This window comes from Streptosporangium brasiliense, from assembly GCF_030811595.1.
In the GTDB taxonomy this organism is placed as follows: Bacteria; Actinomycetota; Actinomycetes; order Streptosporangiales; family Streptosporangiaceae; genus Streptosporangium; species Streptosporangium brasiliense.
This window is the reverse complement of record NZ_JAUSRB010000002.1, coordinates 7,806,993-7,825,453: the sequence shown is the minus strand read 5'-3', so window position 1 is coordinate 7,825,453 and position 18,461 is coordinate 7,806,993. Positions and strand designations below refer to the sequence as shown.

General features: G+C 71.2%; 20 protein-coding genes. 9 read left to right on the top strand and 11 right to left on the bottom strand.

Annotated elements, in window-relative coordinates:
• Positions 1 to 66 precede the first annotated feature (66 nt).
• Positions 67 to 615: a universal stress protein gene (locus J2S55_RS44900; protein ID WP_306874159.1), complete on the bottom strand. Its 549-nt coding sequence runs from the start codon at positions 613 to 615 to the stop codon at positions 67 to 69.
• 344 nt (positions 616 to 959) lie between these two features.
• Here J2S55_RS44900 and J2S55_RS44895 point away from each other — a divergent pair, with 344 nt between their 5' ends.
• On the top strand, positions 960 to 1,538 hold the full coding sequence (locus J2S55_RS44895) for an Rv1733c family protein (protein ID WP_306874156.1): 579 nt from the start codon (positions 960 to 962) through the stop codon (positions 1,536 to 1,538).
• 135 nt (positions 1,539 to 1,673) lie between these two features.
• On the top strand, positions 1,674 to 1,877 hold the full coding sequence (locus tag J2S55_RS44890) for a DUF1918 domain-containing protein (RefSeq protein WP_306874153.1): 204 nt from the start codon (positions 1,674 to 1,676) through the stop codon (positions 1,875 to 1,877).
• A 53-nt stretch (positions 1,878 to 1,930) separates the two neighbouring features.
• On the opposite strand, the gene J2S55_RS44885 is transcribed toward J2S55_RS44890, so the two are convergent.
• A complete protein-coding gene (locus J2S55_RS44885; RefSeq protein ID WP_306875879.1) occupies positions 1,931 to 2,929 on the bottom strand; it encodes a zinc-dependent alcohol dehydrogenase family protein in 999 nt (332 codons plus the stop codon).
• Positions 2,930 to 3,511: 582 nt separating this feature from the next.
• On the opposite strand from J2S55_RS44885, the gene J2S55_RS44880 reads away from it, so the two are divergent.
• The 4 genes from J2S55_RS44880 to J2S55_RS44865 all read left to right on the top strand — a co-directional run bounded on the left by J2S55_RS44880 (position 3,512) and on the right by J2S55_RS44865 (position 7,506).
• On the top strand, positions 3,512 to 4,834 hold the full coding sequence (locus tag J2S55_RS44880) for an ABC transporter substrate-binding protein (RefSeq protein ID WP_306874151.1): 1,323 nt from the start codon (positions 3,512 to 3,514) through the stop codon (positions 4,832 to 4,834).
• A 163-nt stretch (positions 4,835 to 4,997) separates the two neighbouring features.
• Positions 4,998 to 5,942, top strand: a complete 945-nt coding sequence (locus tag J2S55_RS44875) for a carbohydrate ABC transporter permease (RefSeq protein WP_306874149.1) — start codon at positions 4,998 to 5,000, stop codon at positions 5,940 to 5,942.
• Entirely contained in the window at positions 5,939 to 6,775 is an 837-nt protein-coding gene (locus J2S55_RS44870; RefSeq protein WP_306874147.1) for a carbohydrate ABC transporter permease, read from the top strand. The genes J2S55_RS44875 and J2S55_RS44870 overlap by 4 nt, the downstream gene beginning before the upstream one ends.
• 167 nt (positions 6,776 to 6,942) lie before the next feature.
• The gene (locus J2S55_RS44865; RefSeq protein WP_306874145.1) at positions 6,943 to 7,506 is read left to right on the top strand and encodes a PepSY domain-containing protein; all 564 of its coding nucleotides are present in this window, start codon (positions 6,943 to 6,945) and stop codon (positions 7,504 to 7,506) included.
• Between the two features lie 182 nt (positions 7,507 to 7,688).
• On the opposite strand, the gene J2S55_RS44860 is transcribed toward J2S55_RS44865, so the two are convergent.
• Genes J2S55_RS44860 through J2S55_RS44845 form a run of 4 tightly spaced genes read right to left on the bottom strand, consistent with a single transcriptional unit; the run spans position 7,689 to position 11,116 of the window.
• Positions 7,689 to 8,483 (bottom strand): ABC transporter ATP-binding protein, encoded by a 795-nt coding sequence (locus J2S55_RS44860; protein WP_306874143.1) that lies wholly within the window; start codon positions 8,481 to 8,483, stop codon positions 7,689 to 7,691.
• On the bottom strand, positions 8,480 to 9,478 hold the full coding sequence (locus J2S55_RS44855) for a FecCD family ABC transporter permease (RefSeq protein ID WP_306874141.1): 999 nt from the start codon (positions 9,476 to 9,478) through the stop codon (positions 8,480 to 8,482). The genes J2S55_RS44860 and J2S55_RS44855 overlap by 4 nt, the downstream gene beginning before the upstream one ends.
• The gene (locus tag J2S55_RS44850; protein ID WP_306874140.1) at positions 9,478 to 10,503 is read right to left on the bottom strand and encodes an ABC transporter substrate-binding protein; all 1,026 of its coding nucleotides are present in this window, start codon (positions 10,501 to 10,503) and stop codon (positions 9,478 to 9,480) included. The genes J2S55_RS44855 and J2S55_RS44850 overlap by 1 nt, the downstream gene beginning before the upstream one ends.
• Positions 10,504 to 10,558: 55 nt before the next feature.
• Positions 10,559 to 11,116, bottom strand: a complete 558-nt coding sequence (locus tag J2S55_RS44845; RefSeq protein ID WP_306874136.1) for an MFS transporter — start codon at positions 11,114 to 11,116, stop codon at positions 10,559 to 10,561.
• A 279-nt stretch (positions 11,117 to 11,395) separates the two neighbouring features.
• Here J2S55_RS44845 and J2S55_RS44840 point away from each other — a divergent pair, with 279 nt between their 5' ends.
• Positions 11,396 to 11,974: a hypothetical protein gene (locus J2S55_RS44840; protein ID WP_306874134.1), complete on the top strand. Its 579-nt coding sequence runs from the start codon at positions 11,396 to 11,398 to the stop codon at positions 11,972 to 11,974.
• Positions 11,975 to 12,104: 130 nt separating this feature from the next.
• Here the strand turns inward: J2S55_RS44840 and J2S55_RS44835 are convergent, their stop codons facing one another.
• Positions 12,105 to 13,100 (bottom strand): aminoglycoside phosphotransferase family protein, encoded by a 996-nt coding sequence (locus J2S55_RS44835; RefSeq protein WP_306874132.1) that lies wholly within the window; start codon positions 13,098 to 13,100, stop codon positions 12,105 to 12,107.
• Positions 13,101 to 13,235: 135 nt separating this feature from the next.
• On the opposite strand from J2S55_RS44835, the gene J2S55_RS44830 reads away from it, so the two are divergent.
• Positions 13,236 to 14,105 (top strand): GNAT family N-acetyltransferase, encoded by an 870-nt coding sequence (locus tag J2S55_RS44830; protein ID WP_306874131.1) that lies wholly within the window; start codon positions 13,236 to 13,238, stop codon positions 14,103 to 14,105.
• 132 nt (positions 14,106 to 14,237) lie between these two features.
• On the opposite strand, the gene J2S55_RS44825 is transcribed toward J2S55_RS44830, so the two are convergent.
• Positions 14,238 to 14,885, bottom strand: coding sequence for a response regulator transcription factor (locus J2S55_RS44825; protein ID WP_306874129.1), 648 nt, complete (start codon positions 14,883 to 14,885; stop codon positions 14,238 to 14,240).
• Positions 14,870 to 16,129: a sensor histidine kinase gene (locus tag J2S55_RS44820; RefSeq protein WP_306874126.1), complete on the bottom strand. Its 1,260-nt coding sequence runs from the start codon at positions 16,127 to 16,129 to the stop codon at positions 14,870 to 14,872. Before J2S55_RS44820 ends, J2S55_RS44825 begins: the two co-directional genes overlap by 16 nt.
• Positions 16,130 to 16,364: 235 nt before the next feature.
• On the opposite strand from J2S55_RS44820, the gene J2S55_RS44815 reads away from it, so the two are divergent.
• Positions 16,365 to 16,805, top strand: a complete 441-nt coding sequence (locus J2S55_RS44815; protein WP_306874124.1) for a hypothetical protein — start codon at positions 16,365 to 16,367, stop codon at positions 16,803 to 16,805.
• On the opposite strand, the gene J2S55_RS44810 is transcribed toward J2S55_RS44815, so the two are convergent.
• Entirely contained in the window at positions 16,797 to 17,207 is a 411-nt protein-coding gene (locus J2S55_RS44810; RefSeq protein ID WP_306874122.1) for a Tn3 family transposase, read from the bottom strand. The two genes, J2S55_RS44815 and J2S55_RS44810, sit on opposite strands and share 9 nt — an antisense overlap.
• 444 nt (positions 17,208 to 17,651) lie before the next feature.
• Positions 17,652 to 18,449, bottom strand: coding sequence for an NAD(P)H-binding protein (locus J2S55_RS44805; protein WP_306874121.1), 798 nt, complete (start codon positions 18,447 to 18,449; stop codon positions 17,652 to 17,654).
• Positions 18,450 to 18,461: the final 12 nt, after the last annotated feature.

Below are 18,461 nucleotides of genomic sequence, written 5' to 3'. Positions count from 1 at the left end.
CACGGGGTGACCACCTGGTCCGGGACGGGCCCGCCGCCGTGCCGGGGAGGGCCTGGACCCGCGGGATCAGCGGGACGCCGGGTCGCGCGGCCGCGCCGGCAGCCGGACGGTCCACGACAGGCGTCCCGCCGTGTCCGGGGAGGAACAGATCAGGATCGGGCACGGGCCCTCCCGCAGGACGGGGTCGAGGGTCGAGCCGTCCAGGGGTGTCCCGCCGGGCCTGGCGCCGATGATCAGCAGCTCCGCCTGCCGGGCGTGCTGGATGATCACATGGGCGGGGTCGCCGTGGGCGATGATCGTGCGGGCCGCCGCGGCGGCCCCGCCCGGTACGGTCGCGGCGACGAGCGCGTCCACCTCGCCCGCTCGGAGGCGGTCCCGGTCACCGGGGCCGTCCGGCCCTCCGGCCCCCTCTGTCCCGCCCGGTCCGAGCGGCCCGTCCGGAAGGACATGGACGACCACCAGTTGCGCGCCCGTCGCGCCCGCCTCCGCCGCCCCGCGGCGGAGTGCGGCGATGGAGCCCGGTGAGCCGTCAAGGGCGACGACGACATGGCGTGATGCGGGGAGGGGCATCTCGGTCAGGTCTCCGTTCCTGGGATGGGTGGCGTGCGTAGCCACTCTTGCGACGTCGAACGGGCCGTTTCCAGAGGCGCACGGCCCTTCTGTGGCCGGTCTTTGGTCCCTATCCGGGTACGGCTCCGCATAGCGCGTAATACGCGCAAGCCGTACAGAGCGCAGCAGGAGGGGCATCTCGCTCGCGGGTGACCATGACGGCGGGCAGGTCCCCGCCACACGGTGTGGGGGAGGAAAGCCGGGGAAGGACTCCCTGAGAAGGACCCAAGGTACCGGCCGGCGAGCGATGAGGCCGAAGGTCCCGGGTGGCCACGTCCAAAGACCCTGGCAGCACCGGGCGCGCGGGCCGGACCGTGAAGATGTGCATATCGGCGGCAGGAGGTGGCCCGATGCGTTCCCTTGCCCGTTGGGCGATGCGCTGCCTGAATCTTCACCGCTTCGACGGCAACCCGTTGCGCAGACGCTCGGACCGGATCGACACGGTGATCGTGCTGGTGAGCTTGATGATCTTCGTTGCCTTCCTGTGGCCCGCGGCCGCGTTCGGGCGGCAGGTCTACGCGAGCGGCCTGCGGGCTGAGCTCACCGGCCCCGGCCACCGGCAGACCGTCGCCGCGGAGGTCGTGGACGCGGCGCACGGCGCGGGATGGCGGACCCGGACGGTGCGGTGGACCACCCCGCAGGGCGGCACGCGGACGGGCCAGGTGGTGCTCTCGCCGAGCACACCGGCCGGCTCCCACACCCAGATCTGGCTCGATGGGAGCGGCCGGATCACGGCGCCCCCGCAGCGTCACGTGAAGACGATCACCGACAGCGCGGTCGCCGCGATCGCGGTGGCGGGAGGGGGCGGGGCGGTCCTGCTGCTCTGCCTCGCCGGTGCCCGGGGGCTGCTGAACCGGCACCGCGACGCCGAGTGGGAGAGGGCGTGGGTCCTCGCCGACCAGCGGTGGCGCCGGCCACGGCAGACCTGACCGCGCGGCCCCGGCAGGGGAGGGCCTCCGGCCGGGCCGCCCGGCCGGGCGGGCCCCTCCGGTCGGCAGGTCGCAAGCGGCGGATTCTCCCCCCTCGGGCGGCGATGGCGGCCGCGTGAATGAAAGGAGAGTGCTATGAAGGCAGCGATAGGTGACAAGCTGGTCGTCGAGGGCACCCGGCACGGTGAGACCCGGCGGATCGGTGTGATCGTGGAACTGCGCCACCCGGACGGCTCCCCGCCCTACGTGGTGCGGTGGATGGACGCCGACCACGAGAGCCTCGTGTTCCCCGGCCCTGACGCGCACGTGATGACCGAGAGGCACATGCCGGCCGGGTGACCGCGCCCGGCCCCGCGGCCGGCGCGCCACGGGCCGCCCGGAGCCGCCTGAGGCTATCTGAGGAGTACGGCGGCGCCTTCGACGCGGTCGGTGGCCAGGTCCTCCAGCGCCTGGTCCGCCGCGTCGAAGGGATAGGGGACGGTGGTGACCCGCGGGGGACGGGCCGTGGCGAGATCCAGATATCCCCGGCCGTCGGCGCGGGTGTTGGCGGTGACGCTGCGCAGCGTCCGCTCCTGGAACAGGTGGCGCTGGTAGTTCAGCACGGGGATGTCGCTGAGGTGGATGCCCGCCACCGCGAGGGTGCCGCCCCGGTCCAGGGCGGCCAGCGCGACGGGCACCAGCTCGCCGGCCGGGGCGAACAGGATCGCGGAGTCCAGCGGCTCGGGCGGGGCGTCGGCCGCGCCGCCGGCGGAGGCCGCGCCCAGCGCCATGGCCAGCTCGCGGGCCTTGGCCGACCGGGTGAGGACGTGCACGGTCGCGCCCTGGGCGACGGCGAGCTGGGCGGTCAGGTGAGCCGAGGCGCCGAAGCCGTAGACGCCCAGCCGGCCGCCGGGGGGCAGATCGCAGCGGAGCAGGGCGCGGTAGCCGATGATCCCGGCGCACAGCAGCGGCGCCAGCTTCTCGGCCGGAGCGTCCTCCGGGAGCGGGTATACGTAGTCCTCGGGGGCGGTGAGATATCCGGCGTAGCCGCCGTCGGCGTCCCAGCCGGTGTAGGTGGAGGCGGGGCAGAGGTTCTCCACGCCCCGGCGGCAGTAGCGGCAGAGCCCGCAGGTCGAGCGGAGCCAGGCCACGCCCACCCGGGTGCCGGGCGCGAGCCGCGTCGCGTCCGGGCCGCTCGCGGCGACCCGGCCGACGACCTCGTGGCCCGGCACGGTCCTGGGACGCCGGGGGAGCAGGTCGCCCTCGGCGAGGTGGAGGTCGGTGCGGCAGACGGCGCACGCCTCGACCTCGACGAGCACCTCACCCGGCCCCGGCGAGGGGATCGGGAGCCGGGTCCGCTCCAGCGGGCGCGAGGCGATCGGTCCCGGGCGGGCGACCACCCAGGCGTCCATCCTGCCGGTCCCGCCGGCCCCGCCGGTCACCCGGCGCACCGGGCGCGGCGGCGGGTGATCCCGACGGGAGGGAACCCGGCCCGCGGCCCACGGCCGCCGGGCACGTCGTCGGTGGCTGTCACGCGTTCGGTCATCGAAGTCACGCCGGATCTCTCATACCTGCGCCTCCCATTACGGGGAAGGTTACCCGGGCGACGGCCGGAAATCCCTGAGGACCGGGCCTCCGGCCTTCAGGATCGGCTCCCTCGTCTCCGGCCTCCGCCGGACCGCCCCTCGTCGCATGGCGGAGCGGTCGGCTCCAGCATGAGCAGCGGGTTCACGGCCCGGTAATGGACAAAGGGGCGCGGCACTTGGACGTTTGACCGGCACTCCCGCGGCGGCCGGTCAGCGCCCCGCGGGGCCGCCTGTCCGGGAGCGCGCGGGGCCGCGGATCGGGAGTGCGCGGGGTCGTCTGCTCGGGAGCGCGCGGGGCCGCGGATCGCAAAGTGCAAGAATCCGGCGCCGTTTGTCCATGGAGGGGAGGGGTGCCGACGGCGGAGGGTTGCCGCCACGGAAAAGGGTGCGCGGAAGGATATCCACGTCATGCGTAACGCACGAGCGGTCGCCGGGGCGGCGACCGCACTGATCACCACTCTCGCCGCGGCGGCCTGTGGTGGCGGCGACGGGACACCGCGGCCCGCGGCCGCGTCCGCCTCCTCGGCGGGACCGGTCACGATCGAGTGGTGGGGCTGGGCCCCCGGATACGACAGGGCCGCCGCCGCCTGGAACGCCTCCCACCCGGACATCCAGGTGAAGTACACCCAGGTCGAGCCGGGCGCCAAGGGCGGCTACCAGAAGATGCTCGGCGCCGTCAAAGCGGGCAACGCGCCGTGTCTGGCGCAGGTGGGCGCGGAGACGATGGCCAGTTTCCTCATCGAGGGGGCGCTGGAGGACATCACCGACCTCGCGAAGGACGTCAACTCCAAGATCCAGCCGTGGGCGGTCAACACGGTGACCTTCGGTGGCCGTCAGTTCGGCATCCCCGTCGACACCGGCCCGATGGGGATGTTCTACCGCAAGGACCTGTTCGACAAGTTCGAGATCGAGGTGCCGAAGACCTGGGACGAGTTCGCGGCGGCGGCCGAGAAGATCCACAAGGCGGACCCGGACGTCTTCCTCACCTCCTTCAACCCCGACGACATGTACGGCTTCAGCGGGTTCGCCTGGCAGGCCGGTGCCCGGTGGTTCGCCACGGAGGGGGACTCCTGGAAGGTGAACGTGGCCGACGCGCCGACGCTCAAGGTCGCCGGCTACTGGCAGGGCCTGCTGGACAGGAAACTCCTGGACGTCAAGCCCGGCTGGTCGGACGCCTGGTTCAAGGACTTCAGCGACGGGAAGATCGCCTCGCTGGTGTCGGCGGTCTGGATGACCAAGGTGCTGGAGGACTCGATCCCCAAGACGAAGGGAAAGTGGGCGGTCGCGCCCATGCCCCAGTGGGAGGCGGGCCGTACCGTCACCGGCAACGTCGGCGGCTCCCCGAACGCCGTGCTGAAGGGGTGCGCGGCCCCGCGGGAGGCCGTGGAGTTCGCCGGGTGGCTGTCCACCGACGCGGCCGCGGTCGACGGCCTGATGGCCGACGGCGGCCTCTTCCCGGCCGGCGTCGCGGGAGGGGCGTCGCCGAGCATGCAGGCCGGGCGGCCTTTCTACGGTGACCAGCCGGTCTTCCGGACCTTCGCCGACTCCGCCGGGACCGTGGCCCCGGACTTCGGCTGGGGCCCGACCACGCCGGCGCTGAACGACGCCTTCGTCGCCGCGGTCGGGCGGGCCGTCTCCGGCGGCGGCACCCTGCAGGAGGCGCTCAGGACCGTCCAGGAGAAAGCCGTGGCCTCGATCAAGGACAAGGGGCTGAACGTCTCCCAGGGCTAGGCCGGTCCGCGTGATCCCAGGGGCCGGGCCGGTCGCCGGGACCGCGGGGCCGAGCCGGTCGCCGGAATCCCGGGGCCGGCCGGAAACACACGCGGCCACGCGGCGGCCGGCGGGCCCCGCCTGGCCTCCGCGTGGCACAGACGTCAGGAAAGGCGATCACCTCATGACAGTCTCCGAGCCGGAGGCTCCCCCGGGACAGGCCGTGGCCGGGGTGCGGCCGCGGCGGTGCGGCACGCGCGGGCGCAACCAGGCCGCGCTGATCTTCCTGCTCCCCTTCGGCGCGCTCTTCGCGGTCTTCTTCCTCCTGCCGATCGGCTACGCGATCGACGAGAGCTTCTACCAGGTCAAGCGCTCAGGGCTCGGGTTCGGCACGCCCGAGCGGGTCTTCTCCGGGATCGGGAACTACCTGGCGGTCTTCCGGGACGACACGTTCGTGGACGGTCTCGGCCGGCTGCTGGCGTTCGGTGTCGTACAGGTGCCGGTCATGCTCGGCGTGGCCCTGGTGCTGGCACTCCTGCTGGACAGCCAGTCCGCCCGGTTCGCACGGTTCTTCCGGTTGGTGTATTTCCTGCCCTACGCCGTCCCCGGGGTCATCGCGGCCATCGTCTGGTCGTTCCTGTACACCAAGGAGATCTCACCCCTGGCCTTCCTCGGGATCGACTTCCTCGCCGACGGCGTCGTCCTGTGGTCGATCGGCAACATCGTCACGTGGACCTGGACGGGCTTCAACATGCTCGTCGTCTACGCAGCGCTCCAGGCCATCCCGCGCGACCTGTACGAGGCGGCGTCCCTGGACGGGGCCGGCGCGTGGCGGATCGCCTGGTCGGTCAAGATCCCGCTGGTACGGCCCTCGCTGATCCTGACCGGCGTCTTCTCGATCATCGGGACGCTCCAGCTGTTCAACGAGCCGACCGTGCTGAGCGGGGTCACCACCGCCGTCTCCAAGAGCTACACCCCGCTGATGTGGTCGGTGCAGGTCGCCCTGGACAACAACGACTACGGGCAGGGCTCGGCCATCGCCATCGTGCTCGCGATCGTCGCCGGCGGGCTGTCGGCGGTGTTCCTGCGCCTGTCCACCTGGCTGACCACCCGAGGAGTGCGCCGATGAGGGCCACCATCCGCTCGCAGGTCCTCACCACGGCCGTCCTGTGCGTGGTGGCGGCCTACGTCCTGCTGCCCCTGTGGTGGCTCGTCGTGTCGGCCACCAAGTCGGGCGCCGACCTGTTCGACACGCCCGCGCTCTGGTTCGGGAGCGTCGACATCGGCGGCAACCTCGACCGGCTGATGTCGCAGGACAACGGGCTGTATCCCCGGTGGCTGCTCAACACCCTGGTCTACGCCGGGGGCGGGGCCCTGGGCGCCACCCTGCTGGCCGCCATGGCCGGATACGGGCTGGCGAAGTATCCCTTCAGGGGGCGCGGGGCGGTGTTCGCGGTCATCATGGGCGCGGTCCTCATCCCGACGCCGCTGCTCACCCTGCCCCTCTACCTCCTGCTCAGCAAGGTGGGGCTGCTCAACTCCATGTGGGGGATGCTGCTGCCGTGCATGGTGAGCCCGTTCGGCGTCTTCCTGGCCAGGGCCTACGCCCAGGCGGCCGTCCCCGACGACCTGCTGGAGGCGGGCCGCATCGACGGCGCCGGTGAGCTGCGGATCTTCTTCACCGTGGCGGTACGCCTGATGGCCCCGGCGCTGGTCACCCTGTTCCTGTTCCAGGCCGTCGCGATCTGGAACAACTTCTTCCTCCCGATGATGGTGCTCAACGACCAGTCGCTCTGGCCGATCACCCTGGGGCTGGCGAAGTGGAACGGCATCCGGACCGGTTTCCTCCGGGACGCCGTGGTGATGGGCTCCCTCATCTCGGTCATCCCGGTGATCCTGGCCTTCGTCGCGCTGCAGCGCTTCTGGAAGGCCGACCTGGCGGCCGGGAGCGTCAAGCTGTAGGCGGCGGGCCCGCCCCCCGGCCGGGGGCCGCCGCCGCGCGGTCTCCCGGGACGGTCGTGGAGCGAATTGCCCGACTTCCGGGCGTGCCTTTGTAGGGCTCCGGGCAGTGCCACCGTATGAATGATGGAAAACGGACAAAGGCCATCATCAGTGCCATCTTCCCGGGCTTGGCCCTGCTCGCGGCCGCGGCCTGCGGGAGCGCCCACACCCAGTCCGGTGCCGTCAGGGCCGCGCCCGCGGGCGGCGCCGTCGCCGCTCCGGTGTCACCGCCGGGGGCGCCGGGCGACCCCAGCGGGGAGCCCGGCGGCATGGCGAGCCTCGAGAAGGTGGCCACCGCGGCCATGGACGCCGTCAAGGGCTCCACGGTCCTGTCGGTCCAGGCGGAGAACGGCGGCCGGATCTGGGAGGTCCAACTGGCCGGCCCCGACGGCACGGAGCGGCTGCTGGAAGTGGACGCGTCAGGAAAGGTGGTCTCGGGACCCAGGGTGAAGGACGCCGGCGACAAGGAGAAGGCCAGGGTCATGGGCATGGTCAAGGACTCCGAGCTCACCTTCGGGGCGGCGGCGGAGAAGGTGGCCTCCTCGATGCCGCAAGGAAAGATCGTCCACATGAGCCTGGACAGGTACGAAGACAACCTCCTCGTCTGGGACGTCGATGTCGTCACCCCGGACGGCACCTGGCACGAGGTCAAGGTCGACGCCAAGAACGGCACCGTGACCAAGAACGGCTAGCGGAGCCGGGCGCGCGTCCGACGCCGCGGACCCGCCTGCCGTCGAGCGGGCCGGCGTGAACGCCGGCCCTCGGTGCCCGGTCACCGCCTCGGCCGCCGCCGGCCGGCCTGCCCGGCACGGCGGACCTCTTCCGGCAACCGCCGCGCCGGGCATGCCCGGCGCGGCGGCTCATGCCGGAGGGATCACCTCTGCGGAGTGAGCCGGTCGCCCGCCAGGGGTCGGGCGGCGTAGGTGATACGTATGATCCCGTCGGGGTCGCGCGCGGCCCGGGCGTGCACGCCGAACACGCGGCGCAGCACCTGCGGTGTCAGAGCTTCGAGCACGGGCCCGGCCGCGGCGACCCGTCCGCCATGGAGGACGACGAGCGAGTCGCACACGCGTGCGGCGAGGTCGAGTTCGTGCATGACGGCGAGCGTGGTGGTGCCGAGGTCCCGGACGAGGTCGAGCAGCTCGAACCTGGCTTTGATGTCGAGGTGGTTGGTGGGTTCGTCCAGGATGAGCAGGCACGGCTCCTGGGCGAGGGCGCGGGCGAGCTGGGCGCGCTGCCGCTCGCCGCCGGACAGCGACCCGAACCGGCGTCCGGCCAGGGCGAGAACCCCGGCGCGCGACATCGCCTCTCGCACCACCGCCCGATCGCCGGGGCCGTTGCGGTCGAACAGCCCGTGGTGCGGGGTCCGGCCGAGTTCGACCACTTCGGCGACGGTCATGGTCGCCGGTGTGGTGTCGTCCTGAAGCACGGCCGCGATCTGGCGGGCCGCCGTACGCGCCGGCCAGGCCCACACGTCGTGCCCGCCGAGCCGTATGCCTCCCGAGTCCGGGCGCAGCGAGCGGTAGACCGTGCGCAGCAGGGTGGACTTGCCGCTGCCGTTGGGGCCCACCAGCCCGACGACCTCGCCCGCTTCCGCGGCGAGAGAGGCGTCGCGCAGGATGGGGACCCCGCCGAGCTTGACGCTGACGTCGTGGACGCGCAGTCTCATGCCTCCTCCCGGCGTAGCAGCCAGATGAAGAACGGGGCGCCGAACACCGCGGTGAAGATGCCCAGCGGCAGCTCCGCCGGGCGGTCCACGGACCGCGACAGCAGGTCGACCAGCACCATGTAGATCGCCCCCACGAGCGTCACCAACGGCAGCAACCGGCGGTGATCGGTGCCGAAGGCCAGCCGTACCAGGTGAGGGATCATCAGCCCGACGAACCCGATGCCGCCCGCGACCGCCACGACCGCGCCGGTGAGCAGGGAGGAGACGACCAGCAGCCCGATGCGGGTCCGCCGCACGTCAAGGCCGAGGGCCGTCGCCGACTCCTCCCCGGTGACCAGGGCGTTGAGCCGGCGGCCGTACAGCACCAGACCCAGGGCGCAGGCGGTCACGGCGACCGCCACCGCGGGGAGCTGGTGCCACTGCGCGCCGGCCACGCTGCCGAGCATCCAGAACATCACTTTCCTCAGCTCGTCGGGGTCGGCCTGGAGCTGCAGGTAGCTGGTGGCGGCCAGGAGCACGTAGCCCACCGCCACCCCGGACAGCACCAGCCGCGTGGGGGTCAGGCGCCCTCGGCGCTGGCCGAGGGCGAACACGATCAGTGCGGCGGTCATCGCGCCGGCGAACGCGGCCGAGGAGACGCCGAGGCCGCCCGCGGCGGCCGAGCCCATCGTCATGACGAGGACCGCGCCGACGGAGGCCCCGGAGGAGATCCCGAGGACGTACGGGTCGGCGAGCGGGTTGGTCACCAGGGCCTGCAGGACGGCGCCGGCGATGGACAGGCCCGCCCCGGCGAGCGCCGCGAGCAGCACACGGGGGATCCGGTAGTCCAAGATGATCTTGGCGTTGACCGGGTCGCCCCCCTGGCCCGTCACGACGCTCCAGGTCTCGGCGAGGGGCACGTTGACCGATCCGATGCCGACGGCGACCAGCATGCCGGCCAGCAGCGCGGCGGTGAGGACGGCCACGCAGGGGATCAGGGGGAGACGGCGCAGCATCAGAATCTCCCCGGGTGGAGCAACCTGGCGATCTTCTCCACGGCGACGGCGTTGTCGGGACCCAGGTAGGCGGAGTCGGAGAGCACGACGTAGCGCCTGTCCCTGGCCGCCTGCCAGTGCGGGAACTGGGCGAAGAGCTTCGCGGCCTCGGCGTCGGGGTCGGGATTGCGCCAGTTGATGATCACTATCGCATCGACGTCGGCCCTGGCCACCCGTTCCTTGCTGAGGTTGGCGAAGATCTCATCGGTGACGCCGCCGAACGCGTTGACGCCGCCGGCCCTTTCGAAGATGTCGTTCCAGATGCCGTTGGCGCCGATCGAGCTGAACTCCGCCGAGCCCATCTCCATGCCCGGGATGATGTACATCACCTTCGGCCTGGACGCGCCCCGGACCCTGGCCTCGATCTCCTCGATCCGCTGTTCCGACCGCTCGATCAACTTCTCCGCGCGGCTGCCGACCCCGTAGAGCTTCCCGAAGTCACGGAGCATGTCGTAGCTGTCCTCGATCGTCTGGGTGCCCCTGACGGTGCCGGGGCCGCCGCAGGTCGAGTCGGGCAGCCAGGAGTTGGCGCCGATCTCGAGCAGCTCCTGCCGGGTCGCGTAGCCGTTCTGGGCGTCGAAGTCGTAGCCGGTGGTGCCGATGACGAGGTCCGGGCGGAGCGAGAGCATCTCCTCGCGGGAGATGTCCCAGGCGCCCTCCCGGATCCTCGCCCTGGGGAGCCCGTCGATCGCCTCGGCCCGGCCGGGCACGTCCGAGGAGCCGTACGACTGGGCGTTGCCGACGATCCGGCCCTCCACCCCAAGGGCGATCAACGTGGACACCTGGCCGACCGCCCCGCCGCTCATGAGGACCGTACGGCTGGGCGCCCTGTCGAAGGTGTACGGCCGGCCGCAGTTGGTGATCGTGACGGGATAGCCGGGAGCGGGGGGCTGCGTGGCCGAGGCGGGTCGGGGCGGTTGCCCGCCGCACCCGGTCGCCGCCAGGCAGAGCACGGCGAGCAGGGGCAGGGCATGCGTGAGACGCATGAGAGAAGTCCTTTCAAGGCACGCCAAACAGGCGCTTTCTGGCAGAAGCAGGGATTCAGCGACAGAAAGCGGCCGTGGGCGGGCCTCGCCTGCTGACCACGGATCGGAGCAGGACGGACCGTAGCCGGAGGACCCCGGGGAAGCTGGGAACGGGCCCGCGGCCGACCGCCGGCTCCGGTGCCAGCCAGGCGAAGATCAGACGGATGGCGCGAGCGCCGATCAGCCGCAGCAGCGCCCACATGCCCGCCTCACCCCTGGCCAGCCAGATGGCGGTCAGCGTCACGGCGGCCCCGTGCAGGATCGTCATGCCGGGGCCGGGCGTCGCGCAGTGGAGATGCTGGATGAGGCTGTCTCCGGAAGGCGTGGCGTCCACGAGCGCGAAGATCACATGCATCCCGGCCTGCACACCCGCCAGCAGCGGAAGTATCACGGGCAGACCGCGCTCGCGCCTGGTCAGCGGCAGTGCGGCAAGCAGCGACAGCCCCTGCCCCCACGCGGCCGTCCCCACGGTCACCGTGCCTCCGGCGAACACATGGGCGAGCACCCCGAGCCCGACGCACACCGTCGCGAAAGCGGTGGCGCGGGCCAGGCGTAGAAGGGGGGCCGCCAGCATGATGGGGACATCATGGCACGGGCGCCGGCCGCCCTCCCCTGAGCCCTGTGGCTCACCGCGACCCGGGGCCATGGATCTTCCCGGACGGAAATGGCGTTTCGGATGATCGGTGCCCTTTCTCGTCCGACCTGATGCGCCTTCGTCGGATACGGCCCGTCCGCCCGCGTCGCATCATCAGGTCCCGATGACATCCGGTCGGAATGTCGATGGACACGCGTCGGTCGCGTGTTCACGATTCAAGGTGCCGCGGGCTGTTCGCCGACGCGATTCGGAGGAATCATGAACGGGCTGATCCGCAGGTCGAGATCATTCAGAGCGTTGGCCTCGCTGGTCGCCATGGTCGTCTTCTCCGTCGGAGTCGTGACAGCCACCGCCACCGAGGCGCGGGCGGGTATGGTCGAGATCATCGACAGCCTTGAGGGCAGCACTCCTTGGACCAGATGGCAGGGCGGCGGCTCCGGCGACGGGATCGCCGGCTACGACATCAACGGAGGCGTGGCGCATTCGGGGGCGAACGACGGCTGGCTCCACGTCGGCAACGGCTGGGCCGCCAACCGGATCCCGGTGAACCTGAACGCCGGCTTCTACTACCGTTCCAACTGCGTGGTGGCCGTGTGGTTCAACGTCTTGTACTCCGGTGCGGCGGTCGGCCTGCAGGTGTGGAATCCGAACGGATGGCACATCGTCGCCGAGACCTACCCGTGGGTGGCCGGGGGCGGCTACAGACAGGTGTATATCAGCGGGCTCAACCTGCAAGGTTACTCCGGTGACATCTACCTCCAGGTCATATACGGCAATGACAACGGCGTCAAGACATGGGTCCGCTTCGACGACATGCAGCTTCGCTGCTACTACTGACGCCCCGCCGCTCACGGCGGCCGCCGGTGACCTGGTCTTCGATGTTCGCCATGAGATGTTCACGGTGAATGGACGGGCCGTATTGGTGACGGCGCGGCGCCAGTGCTCTATCGGGTGCTGCGTAACATCTCTAGGCGAGAAGCACCTGGTCGAGGACGTGATCGCCAACGGCCGCCATGCTGGGGTTGTCGGCCGAATGGGTGGCCAGAGCAGTGCCCATGGCAAGGGCCCAGCCCCGGGCGCGCTCCCAGGTCATCTCGTCGGCGTCCACGCGTGATCGGAATACCTCGCGCGCGTTCTCGTCGAACACCAGCCACGCGGCGGCCAGGTCGGTGGCGGGATCGCCGCTGGTGAGATCGCCGAAGTCCAGGACAGCCGCCAGCCCTTCCCCGTCGAGCAGGAGGTTTCCCGGGTGCGGGTCGCCGTGGAGCCAGAGCGCGGGGCCCTGCCAGGGTGGAAGGGTGACCAGTTTCTCCCAGAGGGGGAGGAGCTCAGCTGATCGGGGAATGGACTGCAGGCGTTGCCGTACCGCTCCGTCGCGGGCGGCGAGTGGGACGCCGCGGACGGGATTACGCGGTGCGTCAGGCGGTGCGGGCCGGTGGAGGCCCGTCATGAAGTCGGCCAGCGGGACGGCGATGCCGGAGCGGTCGGACGGCGGCACGTCGGCGGCCGTGCGGCCTTCGAACCAGGGCGCGATCGTCCACGGCCACGGGTAGCCCTCGCCGGGCACGCCGGCCCTGACGGGTACGGGCAGCGCGACCTCGACGTACTCGGCCAGGACCGGCAGCCAGCGTTGCTCGTTGACGATGAGGTCGACGGCGACCCGGCGGCGCGGCAGCCGTACGGACAGGTCCGTCCCCAGGCGGTAGATGACGTTGTCCCAGCCGTTGGCGACGGGGGTGAGCGGGCCCATCAGATCCGGGTACTGCGTGCGGATCAGACGGTTGACAAGGTCGTCGTCGATGTCGGCTTCCGCCGCCGGGGTGTTCATGCCACAACGATAGTGCGAGATGACCTTACAGACGTGGGCGCTGGTTGTCCTCATGATGCGCTTGACGACCAGGATGAGGACGTATCCGGCGATCGGGGAGGCGCCCTGCTCGGTGATCCCGGTGTCTCGGTACACCTCGCCGTAGGCGTCGTCTCCCAGCCCTCGGCTCCGTCGCGATGCTCCGGGAACGTCATCACGGCGGCGCCGACTACTGGCTGACGGCGGGAAATTCGGGTGCGGAGGGCCGGTGGGGTGGTGTGTGATCGGGAGATGGTGATCGAGATGGGCAGGCCGGGGGCCGACGGGCTCGGTGACGTGGTGCGGGTGTTGAGGCAGTGGCAGCACGACGGAGGGCCCGTGCAGCTGCATCCGGGGGATGTGGGGTGGTTCTGGCGGTTCGGTGCGGAGCGGACGGCGGAGGCCACGCGGACCTGGAGCCGGGCCGGGGAGGTTCTGGCGGTCGGGCTGCTGGACGGTGCGGAGTTGCTGCGGTTGGCGTTCGCGCCACAGGCGTTGCGGGACGAGGAGCTGGCGCGGCGGGTGGTCGAGGACGTGTCGGCGCCTGAGCGTGGTGTGCTGCTCGAGGGCAAGGCGTACGTCGAGGCGCCGATGGGCGCGCTGGTCCAGGACCTGCTGTTCAAGGACGGCTGGGAGAGCGGCGAGCCGTGGACGCCACTCCGGCGTGACCTCGGCGCCCCTGTGCCGGATCCCGGCGTACGCGTCGAGGTGATCGGGCCGCAGCAGGCGCACGAGTGGGCCGCGGTCCTGCGGGCGTCGTTCGACGGGTCCACGTTCACCGAGGAGCTCTGGCACGCGATGGCGGCAGGTAGGCCGTACGTCGACGCGCGGTGCCTGGTCGCTCGCAACGAGCGGGGCGAGGCGGTGGCGGCCGTGACGGTGTGGTCGGCGGGTGCGGGCAGGCCCGGGCTGATCGAGCCGATGGGGGTGCACCGGGCACATCGCGGTCACGGCTACGGCAGAGCGATCACGGTCGCCGCGGCGCGCGCACTCCAGGAGCTGGGTTCGTCCAGCGTGGACGTGTGCACGCCGAGCTCCAACGTCGGCGCTGTCGCCACCTACCGGTCGGCCGGCCTTGAGCGGTTGCCCGAGAGGCGGGACCTGTACCGCAACGCTTCCTGAGGCTTTCGGTGCGGGGCCGGGGCGTGGCCGGTGGTCTTCTTTCAGAATCGCCCGTTCATGAGAATCGCGACATGCCCGAGACCTGGCGTCTCCGGTCTGGGATGTGTCCCGTCTCTGGGCCCGAGAAGTGCGTCAGGGATTGTTCAGGTAGGTGAGGACGGCGAGGACGCGGCGGTTGCTGTCGTCGTCATCGGTGATGCCGAGCTTGCCGAACAAGGAGGTGGTGTATTTGCTGATGGCGCTCTCACTGAGGAAGAGTCGCCGGCCGATGGCCTGATTGGACAATCCCTCGGCCATGAGGCCGAGCACGGAGTGTTCACGTTCGGTGAGTTGCCCGAGCCGCCGACTGGAGGATCCGCTGGACAGCAGTTTGACGACGACGGCCGGGTCCATGGCGGTCCCCCCACCGGCGACGCGTTCCAGCGCGTCGATGAACTGGTCGGCGTCGAACACGCTGTCCTTGAGGAAATAGCCGATGCCACCGGAGCCGTCGGCCAGGAGTTCGCGGGCATACAGCTGTTCGACGTGCTGGGAGAGGATCAGGATCGGCAGTCCGGGAACCTCGCCGCGGGCGGCCAGAGCCGCCCGCAGGCCCTCGTCCGACTGGGACGGCGGCATGCGGACGTCGACGATGGACACATCCGGCCGCCACCTCAGCAGCGCGTCGAGCGTCTCGGGTCCGGTAGCGGCCGTCGCCACGACCTCGTGCCCGTACGCCTGGAGGAGGCGGACCATCCCGTCGCGCAGGAGGTAGAGGTCTTCGGCTACAACGATTCGCATGGCAGCATCATCCTCACACGGGTCGGACCGCCCGCCGGGCTGGTGATCTCCACGGTGCCGTCGAAGACCGTCAGGCGGCGGCGTAGCCCATCGAGTCCACCGCCGGCCCGCATGTCGGCTCCACCCCGGCCGTCGTCCTCGACCTCGACGAGGATGCCGGTGTCGTCCCGGGCGATGGAGATCCGCGCCCGGGTCGCGTGGGCGTGCTTGAGCGCGTTGGTCAGCAGTTCGGCGATCCCGAAGTACACGGCGGACTCGATCGGCGGGTCCAGGCGTAGCTGAAGGTCGGCGTCGACAGTCGCTTCGAGCGGGCTGTCCAGGGCGAGAGCGCGGACGGCATCGATGAGCCCGCGCTCGTTCAGCACCGGTGGGCTGATCCCCCTGACCAGGTCACGCAGTTCGGTCAGCGACGTGGCGGCGCCGGCTCGCGCCTCCCGCAGCAGCGTCCTGGCCTGGTCAGGGGCGGTCTCCATCAGCTTCTCCGCAGTGGCCAAGGACAGCCCGAGCGCGACCAGGCGTGCCTGCGCCCCGTCGTGCAGGTCCCGCTCGATCCGACGGATCTCGGCGGCCTGCGCGACCGTGGTGTCCGCGCGCTGGGCCGTCAGCTCATCCACCCGGTCCGCCATCGTCATCGCAGGCGACGGGCGCAGGAAACGGACGGCTACCGGCTCGACGGACCGCCAGGCGTACGGGGCGCCGCCGATCGCCACGGCCAGGCCGAGCACGCCGGCAAGGCGCGCGGACAGCACCGGCTGGGACAGCCCGAAGCCCGCCGCCCCGACCCCGGCGAGCGGGACCGCGCAGATCACTCCCACGGTGATCGGTGCGATCGCCGTGAACCGCAGGTCACGCCAGATGGCGGGATCGCGCCACCGGGTCCGCCACTGCTGGTCCAGGCGGGCGTCCCGGCTGGTGCGCTCGTAGGAGTGGCCGTTCCACCAGTATCCGGTCGACATCTGTGTCACCGGTCCGGCCTGCCGGTATCCGGCGGGAATGACGGTGCCCGTCCACTTCGCGACGAGGGAGCGGAACATCCCGCAGACAGGACGGGACAGGGCGAGCGTGCCGATGCACGCCCACAGGAACGGTACTGTCCCCGACCACGGGTCCCCGTCCCACCACCAGATCCACAGCGCCACGGCGGCGGCCCACACGGCCGGGACCAGCATGGCGACGGCCACCGCGACGCACGCGCGCACGAACCCCACGCCGGCGCTCGCCACCCATGACACCAACTGCCTCATGACGCTCCTTCTTAGTCCATGACCCGGCCGTGGGCGTCCGCGGGTCCCCGCGCTGTGCCGGACCGGCCGGAAACGATGTGGCGGGACCACTGTGCACGGCATGGAGCCCGATTCCCGTCGGATCCGCGCTGGAGTAGGTCCAGACCCACCCAACCGTGCGTCCAGCCCCATACCGCCCCACCCGCGCACTCCCTAACTTCGAGTCACACCGCACAGCACGAGGGAAGAAGCAGACATGGAAACCCCCAGCCGCACCACCATCGAGACCGGTCACGTCGACCACTCGCACACCCGGCGAGCCTTCGACAAGGTGCGGAAACTCGTCGCGGCCTACGGCGCGTCCAGTGTCGCGGTCCTCGTCGTGGTCGTCATCCTCTCGGTCACGGGCCGCGAGGTGACGTCGTTCATGTGGGGCCGGGCCGGCGGAATGCTCGCGAGCGCCGCGGTGACCTACTGGCTGAGCGTCCGCGCCTCACGGGGAGCACGATGGGCCTACGTACGCGTGCGCATCATCTCCGTCATCGTGCCGATCGCGGTCATCGCCGTCGACAGCATCCCCGGCGCCCTCCCGCCGTGGTTCGTCGCGATGCAGATCGCGGGTGCCCTCACCCTCGTACCAGCCGCTTTCGTCGTCAACCGATCCCAACTGCGTGCCGCCTTCCCCCGGTCACGCTGATCCCGTCAGTCCCGCACGCTCCCTGAACCCGGAGAAAGCCGATGTTCTCGCGGTGGCCGGGGCGGTGAACGACAGCAGTTCGTCGGGGACGTCGCGGCCCTGGGCGCGGAGCTCGCCGATCGCCTTGCCGTAGTACTCGGCGGTCCAGGTGGTCACGGCGTTGGTGAGCAGGGTGAGGCACCAGGCCTGCTCGGTCTGGTCCTGCGAGTGGGGCCGGACGATGGTGCCCTGCGGGGCACAGCGCAGGTCGCGGCGCAGAGCGTGCAGGCTCTCGCCCTTGTCGAGCCGCCGGGAGATCTTGCGGCGGTAGACCGGATCGGACAGGTGACGAGCAGCTCGTCCAGGGTGTAGTGGCCCTCGCGAGCGGCCGGGACGATCTGCTCGGTCCCGTACGCCGACCACTGGTCGGACACGTGAGTGTAGGTCGGCAGGGCCCGGCCGCCATGGATGACCATGTCACGGCCGGTCAGCGACTCGCCGCGGACGGGAAACCGCTACCCGTCGGAGGACGACATGGTGCCGCCGCCGAACTTCCCGGCCGGCTCCAGTGAGTGGTGGCCGTCACCAGAGACCGGCGCCGCTCGGTCGGCGGCATCGACAGATCCAGATGGTGAGCGTCCATCCCGCGCGGATACACCAGCCTGGCGATCGCGCCCTTCGCCGCCGCAGGCGTCACCTCCACCGCCGGCACCGGTGTGCTGCGCGAGGATCTGGCCGCCCTGACCGCCGTGCTGACCGCACACGCCGACCGTGTCGAGGTGTGCGCCAGGCCGCCGTGACCCGTATCCGGGCCGCCGAACAGGAGTGACGGCCGGGTTCCTGTCCCTCGGCCGCCGCTGCGCACGTCTATCCAAGGAACTCCTGCAGCGAACGCGGTCCGCGACCCAGGATGTCGGCCACGGTCGTGGTCGTGCTCGCCCAGCGCCCATCCCCGATCTGCGACATGAGTTCGGCCAGGTCACGGGCCGCTTGGGTGGGCATGCCGCGCTTCTCCAGGTGAACGGTGGCTTCCTCTACCGACTGGTCCACGTAACGTACGGTCCGGCCGAGCGCTCGGGTGAGCTCGGCGGCGACCTCGTCATGCGTAGGCGCCACCGGCCCGGTGAGCTCGTACGTGGCGTCGGCGCCGACGGGACGCGTGAGCAGCACGGCCGCGACCGCCGCGATGTCACGCGCATCGATGTAGCCGACCCTGCCCCTCCCGTACGAGCCGAAGATCCGCCCCTCCTCGTCGACGTCGCCCGCAAGATTCTGCATGAAGCCGACGGGCGCCAGGATCGACCACGGCACTCCCGACGCCTTCAGATGCTCGTCGACCTGCCCGTGCATACCGAACCCGAGCAGGCTGCCGGACATAACGCCGCGCACGGACACCGTCACCACCTGCGCCACATCCGCGGCCGCCGCATGATCGATGACCGCTCTGTGCGCTCGCACAAAACCGGGCCACAGCGCGCTGTTGAGAAAGAGCCTGTCACCCGGCTCGAGCGGGATGCTCCCAGGCCGCTCCAGGTCGCCGACCACGTAGTCGCATCCCAGCTCCTCGCCCTGTTCCGCGCGCCGTACCAGGGCGCGCGCTGCACAGCCGAGTTCCTCGATCAGTGCGCGCCCGATCGTGCCTGTCGCACCCGTCACCACGATCATCGCAACCCCCTA